The 16,776-nt window shown below is 46.4% G+C and carries 11 protein-coding genes; 8 read left to right on the top strand and 3 right to left on the bottom strand.

Going from position 1 to position 16,776, the window contains the following annotated elements; all coding sequences use genetic code 11:
* A partial coding sequence (locus ABF86_RS11705) for a hypothetical protein (protein WP_204987606.1) occupies positions 1-399 on the bottom strand: 399 nt, incomplete at its 3' end.
* Positions 400-859: 460 nt separating this feature from the next.
* On the opposite strand from ABF86_RS11705, the gene ABF86_RS11700 reads away from it, so the two are divergent.
* Positions 860-1,132 (top strand): response regulator transcription factor, encoded by a 273-nt coding sequence (locus ABF86_RS11700; RefSeq protein ID WP_011634159.1) that lies wholly within the window; start codon positions 860-862, stop codon positions 1,130-1,132.
* A 385-nt stretch (positions 1,133-1,517) separates the two neighbouring features.
* Here ABF86_RS11700 and ABF86_RS11695 read toward each other — a convergent pair whose 3' ends face one another.
* On the bottom strand, positions 1,518-2,711 hold the full coding sequence (locus ABF86_RS11695; protein WP_011634158.1) for a pyridoxal phosphate-dependent aminotransferase: 1,194 nt from the start codon (positions 2,709-2,711) through the stop codon (positions 1,518-1,520).
* Between the two features lie 78 nt (positions 2,712-2,789).
* Here ABF86_RS11695 and uvrB point away from each other — a divergent pair, with 78 nt between their 5' ends.
* The 7 genes from uvrB (at position 2,790) to ABF86_RS11660 (ending at position 16,264) form a co-directional block, all read left to right on the top strand.
* The gene (gene uvrB / locus ABF86_RS11690; protein WP_011634157.1) at positions 2,790-4,889 is read left to right on the top strand and encodes an excinuclease ABC subunit UvrB; all 2,100 of its coding nucleotides are present in this window, start codon (positions 2,790-2,792) and stop codon (positions 4,887-4,889) included.
* Positions 4,890-5,084: 195 nt separating this feature from the next.
* Positions 5,085-6,014, top strand: coding sequence for a carbohydrate kinase (locus ABF86_RS11685; protein WP_011634156.1), 930 nt, complete (start codon positions 5,085-5,087; stop codon positions 6,012-6,014).
* A gap of 10 nt (positions 6,015-6,024) precedes the next feature.
* Entirely contained in the window at positions 6,025-8,163 is a 2,139-nt protein-coding gene (locus ABF86_RS11680) for an HAD-IIB family hydrolase (RefSeq protein ID WP_011634155.1), read from the top strand.
* Between the two features lie 10 nt (positions 8,164-8,173).
* Positions 8,174-10,558 carry a sucrose synthase gene (locus ABF86_RS11675; protein WP_160803623.1) on the top strand — a complete coding sequence of 795 codons (2,385 nt, stop codon included), beginning with the start codon at positions 8,174-8,176 and terminating at the stop codon, positions 10,556-10,558.
* A gap of 223 nt (positions 10,559-10,781) precedes the next feature.
* Positions 10,782-12,089: a DUF559 domain-containing protein gene (locus tag ABF86_RS11670; protein WP_160803622.1), complete on the top strand. Its 1,308-nt coding sequence runs from the start codon at positions 10,782-10,784 to the stop codon at positions 12,087-12,089.
* A complete protein-coding gene (locus ABF86_RS11665) occupies positions 12,022-13,077 on the top strand; it encodes a hypothetical protein (protein ID WP_074685325.1) in 1,056 nt (351 codons plus the stop codon). Before ABF86_RS11670 ends, ABF86_RS11665 begins: the two co-directional genes overlap by 68 nt.
* Before the next feature lies 1 nt (position 13,078).
* Positions 13,079-16,264 (top strand): AAA family ATPase, encoded by a 3,186-nt coding sequence (locus ABF86_RS11660; RefSeq protein ID WP_074685326.1) that lies wholly within the window; start codon positions 13,079-13,081, stop codon positions 16,262-16,264.
* A 327-nt stretch (positions 16,265-16,591) separates the two neighbouring features.
* Here ABF86_RS11660 and ABF86_RS11655 read toward each other — a convergent pair.
* On the bottom strand, positions 16,592-16,776 hold a 185-nt coding region (locus ABF86_RS11655), incomplete at its 5' end, for a hypothetical protein (protein WP_240142329.1).

The raw sequence follows: 16,776 nt of genomic DNA, 5'->3' as shown, positions 1-16,776 counted from the left end.
GTTGGTGCTGTTGTCGTTACCGTTGTTGTCAGCAGTGCTCGAGTTGGTGCTGTTGTCGTTACCGTTGTTGTCAGCAGTGCTCGAGTTGGTGCTGTTGTCGTTACCGTTGTTGTCAGCAGTGCTCGAGTTGGTGCTGTTGTCGTTACCGTTGTTGTCAGCAGTGCTCGAGTTGGTGCTGTTGTCGTTACCGTTGTTGTCAGCAGTACTTGTGTTGCCATCAGCGGAGGTTGTATTGCCGTTTGCTGTGCTTGCAGTACTTCCGTCACCTTTGACTCCAGCAGAATCAGCTACAGCTATATTTGGCAGCGGTGCCGCGCCGTCAACTGCCCAAGCATTACCTGCAAAACCAAACGCCAGAACGATACTGGCAGCCAGAATTTTTTTAGAAAATTGATCCATGGTATTTTCCTTTAATATCAACTATTTAATTAAATATAGATATTGCATAACATCTATTGCATTACTCAACAAGGCGAATGTCGCTAATCAACCACAACCCTTGTCGAGTCGAGATACTAATGAAATTACTGTCACAGTGGCAATACTGCAATTGCATACAAGCTATAATTCCAGTACAAAAAAATATATTTGCTCCATAAAGCTCACCTGATATTTATGTCGTAAAATTTAACAGTTACCGATAAAATACTTTTTTTAAAAAAAATAACTTTTAATAATCAATATATTAAATATATTGGCATAGTTTATGCTTATTAATCTATCTATATATACTTACGAAGACCGAGGCATTCAGGGAAAATACTGCTTTGTAGCGAATTAAGCCTTAAAAATAGCGTTTATAACCGCTCACAAATGACAGCAATAAAAATAAGCCTCGATAAAATTGGAGTGAAGTTTTATGGACTATGAAAAATATAAGCGCCTACCCCGATCGCACTACACCTTGCTTGAGGCCAGCCGTGAAAAGAAAACAACCAATACAAAGATCCTCGCACAGCACCTCAATCGATCTCCGGCAACCATTCGAACCCAGTTCCAGAGAATCCTGGCGTTTCTTCAGGTTCACTGCAGATATGAAGCACTGCGTAAAGCAGAGGAGAAAGGTTTGATCAGGCAGAATAGACGTCTTCCCTCTGCCTGCAAAGAAGAGAGTAGCTCACCGCAAGCCTAGGAGATGAATCTGAAAAGCCCTCATCAACTACAGTAAGCTACGCTTACCAGAGATGACCCAAAGAAGATAAGATTTTTTAGTGGAGACTGTAAAATTTATCGACAGCCAGTTGCTGGTATGATCTTAAAAAAAAAGCACGTAATATTTCACCAAAATCAGGTTGGTGACGCCCTCCAGAAATTGGCAAAAATCAGTACCAACACCCTGACAGGCTCAGCCAACGGCAGTATGAAATTCAGAAAACAGAAAATGTAAGGCAAGAAATAGCAGAGAGTGTCGAATTTTTTTACAGCAATCCGCACTGGTTACTACGCATCACTCTCCGCTCATCTTGCAATGGCCTGATCAAAACAGGTATCACTCAAAATAGGGGTCAAGAAGCGGATCAGCTCAGCAAACTGGCGATACGCTTGACAGCCTCCCTGAGATTTTCCATGGAAGTCGCAAACGATAACCGCATATAGCCCTCACAGCCAAAGGCTGACCCTGGCACAACAGCCACTTCAGCCTGTTCCAGCAAATAACTGCAAAAAGCAACGTCACTGCTGTCCTGCAACACTTGTTGGGATTGCAACTGCTTAATTGCCTGCCTTGCATCCGCAAAAGCATAAAATGCCCCTTCGGATAATAAACAGTGAATACCCGTTATGGAATTCAGCGCATCTGTCAGAAACTGATTGCGTTCCTTAAAAGCCTCCACCATTGGAATCATGCAGGATTGATCACCATTTAATGCAGCTTCTGCTGCCATTTGAGCAATAGAGTTCGGGTTGGATGTACTTTGTGATTGAATATTTTCCATTGCGGTTATGATTGCTGCCGGCCCGCCGCAATAGCCAATTCGCCAGCCGGTCATGGCATAAGCTTTGGAAACGCCATTGAGGACAACGGTGCGTGCTTTCAGATCAGGGCAAGCGTTCAGGATATTGACGAACTTATCACTGGTCAGGAGGATATGTTCATACATATCATCGGTAGCGATCAGAATTTCCGGATGTTTACGTAATACTGCCCCTAATGCCTGTAATTCTTCCTGACCGTATACACTGCCGGAAGGGTTTCCTGGGCTGTTGAGAATAAACATGCGGGTTCTGGGTGTTATCGCTTTCTCAAGCTGATCGGCTGATATTTTGAATTTTTCTTCGATCCCGGTATTAATAAAAACAGGTTTTCCTTGTGCAATCAAGACCATATCCGGATAGGAAACCCAGTATGGCGCCGGGATGATAACCTCGTCACCCGGGTCAATTGTAGCCAGTATCAAGTTGAAAAAACTTTGTTTTCCTCCGCTGGAGACCAAGATCTCTCCGGCAGTAAAATCCAGGGAATTTTCCCGTTTGAACTTCGAGATAATCGCCTGCTTTAAAGATGCAGTACCACCCACAGCCGTATACTTTGTAAAACCATTCCGGATTGCCGTAATCGCTGCATCCTTGATATGCAACGGCGTATCGAAATCCGGCTCACCTGCACCCAGACCAATAATATTTTTTCCTTCCGCCTTGAGCCTGGCTGCTTTGGCAGTCACTGCCAGGGTGGGCGAAGGTTTGATAGCCTGAACGCGTTGCGAGAGTTTCACGAGACAGCTCCTGATGTATGTGATTTGCGCATGTTAGAATCAAAAAATAATTAAATTTCGAGTACAGCGATCAAACTTGTGATTATTACCTTTCCGGACAGTCCTTACAAGCTCAATCAGGCATTTCAGCCTGCGGGTGATCAACCGGATGCCATCCGCAAGTTGGTGGATGGAATAGAATCAGGCTTGTCATTCCAGACGTTGTTAGGCGTAACCGGATCCGGAAAAACGTTCACCATCGCCAATATGATTGCGCAACTCGGGCGCCCGGCCATCATCATGGCCCCGAACAAGACGCTGGCCGCGCAGCTCTATGCTGAAATGCGTGAATTCTTTCCAGAAAATGCAGTTGAGTATTTTGTCTCCTACTATGATTATTACCAGCCTGAAGCCTATGTTCCCTCCCGCGATCTGTTCATCGAAAAGGATTCCAGTATTAACGAACATATCGAACAGATGCGCCTCTCTGCTACAAAATCCCTACTGGAACGGGAAGACACCATCATTGTAGCAAGCGTATCCTGCATTTACGGCATTGGTGATCCCGTTGATTATCACGGTATGATTCTACATGTGCGTGAGCATGAAAAAATCACGCAACGCGACATCATCCAGCGGTTGGCAGACATGCAATACCAGCGTAACGAATTCGAGTTTGCGCGTGGCACCTTTCGTGTACGTGGCGACGTGCTGGATATCTTCCCGGCAGAGAACTCTGAAACCGCACTACGCATTTCCCTGTTTGATGATGAGGTGGAAAGCATAGCGCTGTTTGATCCGCTCACCGGACATACCCGGCAGAAAGTTTCGCGCTATACGGTTTACCCTTCCAGTCATTACGTCACTCCGCGCAGCACCACCCTGCGCGCAATCGAAACCATCAAAACCGAACTTGCCGAACGACTCAATCATCTTCACGAAAATCATAAGCTGGTGGAAGCTCAGCGCCTGGAACAACGTACCCGTTTCGATCTGGAAATGTTAAATGAATTGGGTTTCTGCAAAGGAATTGAGAACTACTCGCGCCATTTGTCAGGTCGCTTACCCGGGGATCCACCGCCAACACTCATTGATTACCTGCCGGGTAACGCATTGATGATTATTGATGAGAGCCATGTTACCGTGCCTCAAGTTGGCGGAATGTACAAAGGTGATCGTTCAAGAAAGGAAAACCTGGTGGCTTACGGATTTCGCCTGCCTTCCGCATTGGACAACCGGCCGCTCAGGTTTGAGGAATTTGAAAAACTGATGCCTCAAACTATTTTCGTTTCCGCCACACCGGCAGATTATGAAATACAGCACAGCGGCCAGATTGTTGAACAGGTTGTACGACCAACCGGGCTGGTGGATCCGGTAATCATCATCCGTCCGGTAGCCACCCAGGTGGACGACCTGATGTCTGAAGTCTCAATGCGTACCAAACAAGGCGAGCGAACATTGATCACCACCCTGACCAAGCGCATGGCGGAAGATCTGACCGATTATTTTTCTGATCACGGCATCCGGGTACGTTATCTACATTCCGATATTGATACCGTTGAGCGAGTTGAAATTATTCGTGATCTGCGCCTGGGAAAATTTGACGTCCTGGTCGGAATCAATCTGTTACGGGAGGGACTGGATATTCCAGAAGCTTCACTGGTTGGCATACTGGATGCCGATAAAGAAGGTTTCCTGCGTTCAGAACGCTCATTGATCCAGACCATGGGACGCGCCGCCCGACATATCAATGGAACCGTCATTCTTTATGCTGACAGGATTACCAATTCGATGCGGCGCGCCATTGATGAAACTGAACGGCGACGTAACAAACAGAAGCTGTTCAATCAGCAGAACGATATTACGCCACGCGGTGTCAGCAAGCGGATCAAGGATTTGATTGATGGTGTTTACGACAGCAAAGATGCGGCAGAACATCAGAAAGTCGCACAAATCCAGGCACACTACGCTGCCATGGATGAAACACAACTTGCAAAAGAAATTCAACGGTTGGAAAAAGCCATGCTGACGGCCGCAAAAAGCATGGAATTTGAACAGGCAGCCCAGTATCGTGATGAAATAAAAAATCTTAAAAACAAGCTGTTTATCGGTATGATTGATCCCACTGAAATTGGGGACATACTGCAGCCAGCGATTAAAAAATCCGGAAAAAAATCCGGGAAGCGTCTCCAAATCTGATTGATTCCCTCTCCTGTAGGTTTTGCATAGATCGTTCATCCATGTCAAAATAAAAAGGAACGCTCGGCTGGAAACAGGGTTTTCCGGCAATCTCATTTCCTTGCTTACAACCAGCACACACTTCTTCGGACAAAAAATTTGTCCGCATTATTTCCGGGAGTGACCAGCCATCACTGACAGGAGTTTCGATAGAATATGCCTGCCGATCATTGTGATATATCTATAAAGAACGTAATTCTGTTTGGCGAAGTATTGGCAGATATCTTTCCTGATGGCCCGGTAATGGGAGGAGCTCCCTTCAATGTGGGATATCACCTACAAGCTTTCGGCTTGCACCCGGTCTTGGTAACGCGTACAGGAAACGATCCTCTTCGCCAGAAATTGATCAAGCTGATGAATAATGCCGGGATGTCTACAATCGGTGTCCAGTGTGATTCACACTATCCCACTGGACAAGTTCAGGTTAAACCTGGTGAAAACGGTCATGAGTTTAAAATCCTTGCAGATCAGGCCTACGATTTCATTGATCCACATGTTGCCGGTGATACTGCCTCGACTGCCAAACCCGAGCTGGTGTATTTTGGAACATTAGCACAACGCAACCCGGTATCCGGCGTAGCGCTGGAAGAAGTATTACGACGCACTCCACAAGCCTCTCGTCTGCTTGATATCAATTTAAGAGAACCCTGGTATCGCCCGGAAACCATCCAATATTCACTGACCCAGGCGGATCATGTGAAAGTCAATGAAGACGAACTAGCTGAATTATCCGGCTTATTAGCTTTCCAAGCCAGTGATGCTCGCGACACCGCGTTACGCCTGATAGAAAACTTCCAGCTAAAAACCCTGCTGGTGACACGTGGAGCCAATGGCGCATGGCTGCTTGATCAGGCTAACAATTATACTGAAATACTCGGTATCGCCAATGTGCCGATCGTTGATACCGTTGGTGCGGGAGATGGTTTTTGCGCAGTCTTCATCCTCGGATTACTGTTTGACTGGCCAAATGTACTAACACTGGAACGTGCAAACCGGTTTGCTGCCGCCCTATGCGGGATACGTGGCGCCACACCGGAATCAGCCGGATTTTATGATGTTTTTCTCAAGAATTGGAACCTGCTATGATAATAAAACGATGTTAGATCAAAAACTTTACATTCTGATGATCAGTGTACATGGCCTGATACGCGGTCATGATATGGAGCTGGGGCACGATGCGGATACCGGCGGACAGATCACCTATGTTGTCGAACTGGCGCGCGCATTGGGACGCAACAGTAATATTGCCCAGGTTGATCTGCTAACGCGCCAGATTGAAGATTCAAAAATCTCCCCTGATTATGCAACCCATATCGAAAAACTCGGGCCAAACGCGCAGATCGTTCGATTACCCTGCGGCCCCCGTAAATATCTGCGTAAAGAGTTGTTGTGGCCACACCTGGACCAGATGGTGGATCGCTGTCTGCACTATCTGCGCCAACAAGGACGTTTGCCCGATTTAATCCATACGCATTATGCAGATGCCGGCTATGTCGGCCTGCATTTATCCAATCTGCTGGGCATTCCACAAATACATACAGGCCATTCGCTTGGTCGCCCCAAACGGGAACGTCTGCTTGCCGCCGGCCGTAAAGAGCAGACAATCGAACGACAATTCAATCTATCGCAACGCATCGCGGCTGAAGAAGAAACACTGGTCCACGCTTCATTGATCGTCACCAGCACCTCGCAGGAAATAGAAGATCAATATGGCATGTATAAAAATACTGATCCGCGCCACTGCCGAGTTATTCCGCCAGGAACTGATACCTCGCGTTTCTCACCACCTGGGCGCAAGCTTATTGACCCCAACACACAAACAGGCGTAGATCGATTTCTAAGCAACCCCAAGAAACCGATGATTCTGGCTATTTCCCGTCCGGACACACGCAAGAATCTCGATGGACTGATAGAGGCATACGGCTCAGATCAATCCCTGCAGGATATCGCCAACCTGGTAATCGTTGCCGGCTCCCGTGAAGATATTCGTATGATGGAAACATCGCAGCGCGAAGTCATGAATGATTTATTGCTTGATATTGATCGTTATGATTTGTGGGGCAAGGTTGCGATCCCCAAGCACTTCACAGCAGAAGACATACCGGAACTTTACCGCTTGGCTGTTCGCAGACGTGGTATCTTTATCAACCCCGCCCTGACTGAACCCTTCGGGCTTACCCTGATTGAAGCTGCAGCCAGTGGCCTGCCCATTATTGCGCCGGAAGATGGTGGTCCGCGTGACATCATCGCCAATTGCCGCAATGGATTACTCGTCAACACACTGAACCATACAGAAATTGCTAACGCGTTGAAAGAAGCGTTATCCGACAGGAAACGCTGGCGCGACTGGTCCAGAAATGGCATAACCAATGTCAGGCGCCACTACACCTGGGATGCCCATGTCACAAAATATGTAAGGGAAGTCAATAAATTATTGCGTAAGGCGCGTAAACGTCTACGCCGCCAGTCCGCAGCTACGCTGTATCCTGATTGGGCACCTATTCCATTGGCGAGAAAAATAATCATCAGCGATATCGACAACACCCTGCTTGGTGATGAGCAGGGGCTAGCAGAATTGCTGCAATGGCTACGAGCACATGCCGATACCGTCTCATTCGGGGTGGCTACCGGAAGATCGCTCGAAAGCGCGGTAAAAATTCTCAAAAAATGGCATGTACCAATGCCCGACGTCCTGATCACCTCGGTCGGCAGCGAAATCAATTACTGGCCATCCTTGCGGCCAGATCAGGGCTGGAGTAATCACATCCGCCACCAATGGCGACGAGAAGCGCTGGCTGAAGCACTGCAGGCCATCCCGGGATTAACGCTTCAACCCCCGGAAAATCAGCGTGAATTCAAACTGAGTTATTTGGTTGCTCCCGAACAAATGCCTCCACTCGAACAGCTATACCAATATCTCCATCAGCAAAATCTACATGCCAAATTGATCTATTCACACGAAACATTTCTGGATGTGCTACCGACGCGGGCTTCTAAAGGTCTGGCTGTGCGTTATCTAGCCTATAAATGGGGATTATCATTGCAAAATTTTCTGATAGCCGGGGACTCCGGCAACGATGAAGAAATGTTGGTAGGCGATACACTGGGTGTAGTGGTGGGGAACCACAGCCCGGAGTTGGAGCCATTACGCGGACTAGAGCAGATGTACTTTGCGAGCAATACCTATGCCCGTGGAATCTTGGAAGGGCTGGAGCATTACAATTTTGCACAATAAGGATTTCGCCATGACCACGATCGACACATTTACCACTTGCACCCTACAGAATAGGGATGCTGTTTATACGTTATTACGGCGCTATTTCTCAACGAATCGCCCCTTGCTCCTGCAATCCGATCTGCGAGATGAATTGCTACAGCTGGAAAAAGATTGCGAGCGGTCCGATATGCTTCATGAATTTGTATTCCATCTACAGGAAGGCGTCTTCTCTTCACCTTGGGCATATTTTGTACTTCGACCCGGAATTGCCGAATTGGAATTCGTACGTATGCATCAGGAACACCTGATGCCGGAAAAGATAACCATCAATGAATTTCTCGGGTTCAAGGAAACAGTCACCAAAGGTGAAGCGATTGAATCTATTCTAGAGGTCGATTTCGGACCATTCAACCGGGCATTTCCCAAATTGAGGGAATCTCGCTCAATTGGGCAAGGAGTTATCTTCCTCAACCGCCAGTTATCCAGTGAAATGTTCACCCGTATCGAGGCAGGCAGTACCCGATTGCTGCACTTTTTAGGCGTCCATACTATCGACGGACAACAACTGATGTTCACCAGCAATTCACACAATATCAATATGGTGCGCAGCCAGTTGCGGCAGGCGCTGGAAATGCTGGAAGCAGTGGATGGTACGACGCCCTGGGCCGAACTGTCCTCAGACATGAGCAAAATCGGATTCGCACCAGGCTGGGGACATAACGCCGCCCGGGTGGCTGAAACCGTGAATATGCTGATGGATATTTTGGAAGCACCCTCCCCTTCTGCACTCGAAGCATTTCTGGCACGTATTCCCATGATCTCTCGTCTATTGATTCTTTCCCCGCATGGTTATTTCGGCCAGGATAATGTGCTCGGACTGCCTGATACCGGTGGTCAGGTTGTCTATATTCTCGATCAGGTACGCGCACTCGAACAGGAAATGCGCGACCGACTGCAACTACAAGGCGTGCAGGTCGAACCCAAAATACTGATTGTCACCCGTCTGATTCCTGATGCGGGTGACACCACTTGCAATCAAAGGTTGGAAAAGGTCAGTGGCTGTACTAATACCTGGATTTTGCGCGTTCCATTTCGTAAAAAAAATGGGGAAATTATTCCTCAATGGATCTCACGCTTTGAGATATGGCCTCATCTCGAGACATTTGCCCTCGATGTTGAACGAGAGGCGCTAGCGGAACTGGGTAGACGTCCCGATCTCATCATTGGAAATTACTCGGATGGCAATCTGGTCGCCACCCTGCTCAGCAGAAGACTGGGCGTCACACAGTGCAACATCGCACACGCTCTGGAAAAAACCAAATATCTGCATTCGGATATTTACTGGCAGGAAAACGAGGACAAATACCATTTTTCCTGCCAATATACGGCAGATCTTCTGGCCATGAACGCCGCTGACTTCATCGTGACAAGCACCTATCAGGAAATCGCCGGGACACGGGAAGCAGAAGGCCAGTACGAAAGTTACCGGGCTTTCTCCATGCCTGGACTTTATCGGGTCATTAACGGAATTGATCTATTCGACCCAAAATTTAATATCGTTTCCCCAGGCGCCGATGCAGAAGTTTATTTCCCCTATACCGATCAGTCCAGGCGTCTGCACAGCCTGATCCCCGAAATTGAGTCCATGCTCTTCGACAATACTGCGAACTTTCCAGCCCGAGGTATTTTACAAGACTCGGATAAGCCTTTGATCTTCACCATGGCGCGCCTGGATCGTATCAAAAACATCACCGGCCTGGTTGAATCATACGGCGCCTCACAGCGCTTACGCTCACTTGCCAATCTTGTCATAGTGGGAGGAAAAATAGATCCGCAGCACTCATCTGACCATGAAGAACAAGAGCAAATACACCAGATGCATCATTTGATGGACGAATACAAGCTCGATCCGCAGGTTCGTTGGCTAGGTATGCGCCTTGACAAAAATCTGGCAGGTGAGCTTTATCGCTATATTGCCGACAAGCGCGGCATATTCGTGCAACCCGCCTTGTTCGAGGCCTTCGGCCTGACTATCATTGAAGCCATGGCATCCGGTCTGCCGACTTTCGCCACCCGCTATGGCGGGCCGCTGGAAATCATCCAGCACAATCGTTCTGGTTTTCATATCGATCCCAATCAAGGTACAGCTACTGCTGATCTGATCGCAGATTTTCTCGAAAAGAGCCATGAAAAACCGCTGGAATGGGAACGTCTCTCGCAAGGCGCACTTGCACGCGTTGCTAGCCGCTACACCTGGAAACTATATGCAGAGCGCATGATGACGCTATCGCGTATATACAGCTTCTGGAAATTCGTCAGTGGGCTTGAGCGAGAAGAAACCGATCTCTACCTCAATATGTTCTACCACCTGCAATTCCGGCCATTGGCGAATAGGCTGGCCGGTGATGCTTGATTAAGGATCAGTCTGTACAACTTCCGCACCATCATTGTGACTACGAATGTAATGAAGTAGGAAACACCCTATAAAGTCTATTTTATCAAATACTTATATGGATCGCACGTTGCTACGTTCCTTACGATAACGAGATTTTGCAGGGGTTCCTCAAGACATCCTCAAAAATACTCATTTAGTTGCCGTTTCTCAATCATCTGTTTATCAAGAACAAGAGAAAATGATGAAACGCACATTTCAATCCACGCAGACTGATTCTCAAGTTTCTCCACAAACTTATCTCACCATACATTCGCTAAGACGTAGCCAAGGCACTCCGGTCTTAACGGTCCTGACAGGCACTTTGAATGACACCCGGGGAATATGGTGCCGTTGGATACAACAAGAAAGTAGAAATACAGTCATCTGGTCGCCCGGAATGGCTAAATCACTTTCGATCAGCTGGATAGAGACGCTACTTGCAAGCGCCGACCTGCAGCACCAATTGCTACTGTATCTAGCGCAGGTTAATCGGTGTACCACGGAAGAAATCTTCCTTGCGCTGAAAAATAAATCGAGTGATGAATTGGAGATTTTCCAACAGCAGTTACCCATTCAGCTCTCTACACAAGAATCGTTACTCCTAAGCTGGTTTTTGACACAAATCGCCTTGTCCTGTGAATTGACACCTGATTTAGCGTCAAATCTGGCACAGGCCATGAAATTGGAAGATGGCGAAAATCTAGCGCAAGGTATCATGGCTTTTACCAAATTATTGCCAGTGGAAATTTTACCCGGCTTACTGATGGAAGTGACTGATGATGAATTATTACGATCTCCATTCATTCGCATGCTGGCGCAGATTGCAGAGCGCCTACCGGAAATGCCAATTGCATTAGCAGCCATACCTGCACACTTCGAAAACTACTGTACAAAAGCACCTGAATCAAGAATAAAGGCTATGTTACGGCTAGGTATTATCAAAGCACAGTCCTATTCAGATTCTCACTACACCTTACCCGACAAGACAGACCAGATTCTTCGGCAATGTAATGCACCGACGCAATTGTATGAGGAAGCGCAATCATTGCTCCGCTTGATCGTTGAGAAGAAAGATGATTCTTCTGTTGCTCGCAGTCAGGCCGAGCAATTTTTATTTCACATACTAGAATGGGTACCGGAAACACGTGGCGTATTCAAGTTAAATGTCAAAATGCCGTTTAAATTTGGGAAGCGACTAATGGAGATTGATCTGTTTTCCATTTCTGACCAAATAGCCTTGGAAATAGATGGCTATTATCATTTTCAGGATCCGGAATCCTGGCGCCGGGATCGGCGCAAGGATCTTGTATTACAAATGCATGACATACTTGTTTTACGCTTCCTGGCAGAAGATATCGTTTCCCAACTGGATGAAATTCTTGATAACGTTTACCAAGCATTACAGCACCGACGAAATAAAAAATTAAACCAGAAAATCAATGATGAGTGCAACTGGATATCTGACACTTCAAGAGCTGATTCCAATTCGATTCCTGGCTTGTTCAGCTAACGGATTGACAATCAGTGAGGTAAAAAAATCATTAACCCCTGTTTTCCATCAAGCGCCCTCAAGTAATGAATGGCTACAAACATTGCAGCAACTAACCGAACATGGGCTATTAAAAAAAACAGGTAAGTCACGATTTCAAATCACGGTTGCAGGGCGGGAACAAGCACTGCAAAAATTGGACCTACCATCCTTACCCCCGACATTACGTTGGCTGACATTGAGAAACTGCTATCTCATTGCTGCTCTGTTGGGATTACCTGCTCCGATCAATGAACGTGATCGCCTAGCTATTACAAGTGCTGATGGCCTTCGGGCAGCTATTTTGGCCAATGCCTTTAAACTTACTACCAGCGCCTACTCTTCTCTGATCAAAGTTAGAGATAACCTGCTCTGGCAACAATTAGCCCAACCTGCTGACAGTGCAAATCTACAATGTAAATTAGCGGCATCCAATATCACACATGCGAAGCCTTTTACGGCAGGCTCGGTTGCGGCCCTGCTTCTAAGTGGCATATTAGGAACCGAGCGTGAATTATCCTGGGATAGTGCATTAAAACAACTGGCTGCAAAAGCTGCAGGTGCACGACGTATCAGTCCAGAAGAACTGCGACTAGCAATTCTCAGAACGGCTACACAACCTTTACAGCAACCTGAGATATTAGAAAAACAACCTCCACAGCAGCCTGAACCATTGAATCTGGAACACTTCGCTAACCAGGTAAATCAATCTGCCAGACGCTGCCAAACGGGTAAATTTGGTGATAACAAACTATTTATCTCGCACGTTTGGCACCAAATAGAGCGTGAGGGTAATACATTTGGGCTGGATCTGAATGAGTTCAAATACTACCTGATACTGGCCAATAACAAGGGGTTAGTCAACCTAAGCCGTGCAGATCTTCCTTATGCTATGGATCAAGATGCCGTCTCGTTGTCAGAAACTCTTTATCTAAACTCGACTTTCCATTTTATACGTTTGAAACCATAAGATGTCTGGAACCCCACAAAAAGAATATCTACAGATTTTTCGTTCCCGCGTAAAGGAAGATATTTTCCATTCCATTACGCATCACAATCAGATTTGGCAACCTGATCCTTATGATATTGAAAGCATCCACCAGGAAAGCCGTGAGTGCTTTGAACGGTTATTGAATCGTGTAAGTAACTGTGAGCAAACAGACTCGGGGCGCATCATGCTGTTGCTGGGAGAGTCTGGAGCTGGAAAAACCCATCTCATGCGAGCTTTCCGTAATTACACGCATGAAAAGTCACTGGGGTATTTTGCCTACATGCAAATGACTTCTTCTATTTCAAATTATGCGAGCTATGCGCTTCATTACACGATAGATTCTCTCGACAAACCGTATTGTGCAATTAATGGCAGCACGACGGGATTGATGCACTTATCCAATGCATTAATTGAAAGACGACAGATTGTTTCACAACATGCCATTGAGCAACTGCGCAATGGTGAATTGAACCATGACGAGTTGAGTGAGCTGATTTCCAAAATCACCGATGCCATTCTGAATAAAGAAGGGGAGCAATTCCGGCACGTTGATCTTGATTTAATTCGCGTACTCCTCTATCTACAGCACGACGAACCCGCTATTCATGCCAGAGTTCGTAAGTATCTTCGCTGCGAAAATATGTCGGAATACGATTGCAAAATACTTGGCAATCTCACACCGCGTGTTCAGGAAGATGCTCCGGATCGTCTGTTACAAGCTTTAGCACATTTGATGATGGCAATCAATAAAGGAGCTTTTGTCATTTGTCTTGATCAATTGGAAGATATTCATCCTGCAGAAGATGTCGAAATAAAATTCCGGCGTGCCATGGAAACAATGACCAGGCTGGCTGAAATACCGAATGTGTTCGTTGTGATAGCTTGCCTGGACGACGTATACATTTTGCTAAGAAATAGTTTACCTCAATCCCAAATTGATCGAATAGAACGTGATCCCGATACGATTACACTCTGCGGGGAGCGCAGCAAAGCAGAAATACGCGAAATAATTAGCATAAGGTTAGAAGCTCTCTACGATAGCCAGGGAATCTACTCCAGTTCAGGGGAATCTATTTTTCCTTTCCAGGATGAGACACCTACGCTGTTGGCCGGGATGAAAACACGCCAAATCATTGACTGGTGCCGCCAGGAACGTGAATATTCAATCCGCACTGGTAATCTTCCGCGATTACCCGACAAAAACAGAGACACACCACCACAAACAGAAGAGAGTGATAAAAAAATCATCCAGCCATTAGAACAGCTATGGAATGATCATTTAGCTTATCCGCATGCTGTACCCGAAAATGAGGATGAAATGTTGCAGTTACTCGGACGCGGGATTGAGCATTGCGCCGTTGAATTCAATCATTCGCTCAAATGTAGTATTGTGCAACGAGATGATTTTCTGGATATAGACATTCAAAATTCTGCGGAGAATATTGCCTATTGGTCAACCATAGGTTTATGCCAAAAACCTTCACAAGGAGGTGCACTGGCAAGACAAATCAATAAACTACAAACAGCGGCAAGCGGACGCACGGCGATCGCTATCCGCTCTATCGAGTTTCCCGCTAATCCAAAAACCCAGATTGCCATCCAACTGGGTAAATTCGTAGCAGATGGTGGTAAAAAAGTGCTGATCCCGGATGCTGACTGGCGCACGATGGTAGCCATGGAATCATTCCGTAAACAATACGCAGAACGATCTGACTTCAAGAGTTGGCTGCAAAAGGCACAGCCATTGCTCAGCTTGCCTTCAATTCAGCAAATTCTGGATCTTGAAATGACTCTGAAAAGATCCGAAACCTCCTCCGTTCCAGAAAATGCACAGCCACCAGTTCCTCCTGCTCTTGTGAACGTGCAACTATTGGCCCCAGATACCTCACAGCTGAAAATAGGTATGACTCAAGGCTATCAACCCTCCTTTTACAAAGTCGATATTTCTCAATTCGTGCGTCACGCTGCTTTTTTGGGCAGTTCCGGGAGCGGCAAAACAACTCTGGCCTTGAATATCATCGAACAATTACTGCTGCAAGGCATTCCGGCAATTCTTCTGGATAGAAAGGGTGATCTTTGCAGCTATGCAAAAGACGAAGCATGGCGTAGCCCTGTCGCAGATCCAATGCGCGCTCAAATGCGCAAGGATTTACGAAATAAAATTGAAGTGGTCGTTTACACACCTGGCGTTATTGAAGGACAAGGCCGTCCTTTAAGCATACCTATCGTACCTAAAGGATTGGAGAATTTATCATCTGGGGAATGTGATCAGCTGGCCAACCATGCAGCCTTCTCTCTAGGAAGAATTATGGGCTATAAAGATCACGGCCAGGATAAAGCTCGAATCATCATTCTCGGGAAGGCAATTTCCATCCTGGGCCAATTGAACAAGGGCCGTGTATTGACAATTGATCATCTGTTGGATTTTATTGACAAAGATGATCCGCTATTACTCAATGCAATTGGAAGACTCGACTCCAAGTTGTCTAAAAAACTAGTGCAGGATTTACAAACTCTGGCATTGGGACATGGAAGCCTGTTTTCCCGATCAGGAGAATTACTGAATACCGAAAACTTATTCGGCCATTCGAACGGGAAAACCCAGCTAAGTATCATCAACACCAGCAATCTAGGCAACAATGACAACGTATTGTTCTGGGTATCGCAGCTATTACTGGATATTGGCCGTTTCGCAGCAAAATCGCCGAGTGATAAACTGCAAGGCGTCATTTTGCTCGACGAAGCAGATCTTTATTTGCCCGCCCAATCCAAGCCAGCTACCAAAGAGCCATTGGAAAATCTGCTCAGACGCGCCCGCTCGGCTGGAATTGGATTGATGCTTGCAACCCAAAGCCCGGGCGATCTGGATTATCGATCACGTGATCAGATCTCTACATGGTTTATCGGGTGCATCAAAGAAAAAACTGCATTAGATAAATTGAAACCCATGTTAAGTGAAGCGAAAACGGATATTTCCAGCAAACTAGCCCATCAATCAACTGGGGAATTTTACGCCATTCATAATGGAGAAGTAAGCAGTATCAAGGCAGACCTTTCTCTCGTGCAGGCCGAACAAGTATCAGCACATGAAATTTTAAAGCTAGCCGGTAAGAAAAAAGATAACCGTATTTCAGCCTTTTTTCAAAATGTGTTTACAAGTTCCTGATTCTGTTCTAGCGCGCATTTAAAAGTTTTTTCTGAACAATACCTGTCTCGTGTCTGCTGATCCAGACGCAGAAATTTTTGAAAGCACCATCGAAAGCACTTACCAACACGACAAATTCAGTTAAAACCAGCACACCGTGGGACTAAACATCTAAGAATATTCTTGAGATAGTCGGTGCTGCTATTGCACTGGTAGCGCTGGCTTACACTGCTTACAGCGTGGGCATAAGTCGAAAGATCTCGCGGGCAGAATTCTGGCTCGAATTGCGAGATCATTTCTCAAGGTGTTCTGGTCAAGTAAACCTGGACACATTATTAAGTACTTTTTTCAAACTCCTGCGGAGTCATATTTCCCAAAGTGGTATGCAATCTGCGTGAGTTGTAATACACCATATAGGCTTGCACATCCTGAATGGCATCTTCTCTTGTTTGATAGAGGACACCAGTCAACCATTCTCGCTTCAAGCTGCTGAAGAAGCGCTCTGTAGGTGCGTTTACCTATCACTTTACCCT

Source organism: Nitrosomonas sp. GH22, from assembly GCF_009833115.1.
Lineage (GTDB): Bacteria > Pseudomonadota > Gammaproteobacteria > Burkholderiales > Nitrosomonadaceae > Nitrosomonas > Nitrosomonas eutropha.
Note: the sequence above shows the minus strand (reverse complement) of the source record. Positions and strands in the feature narration are given on the sequence as shown.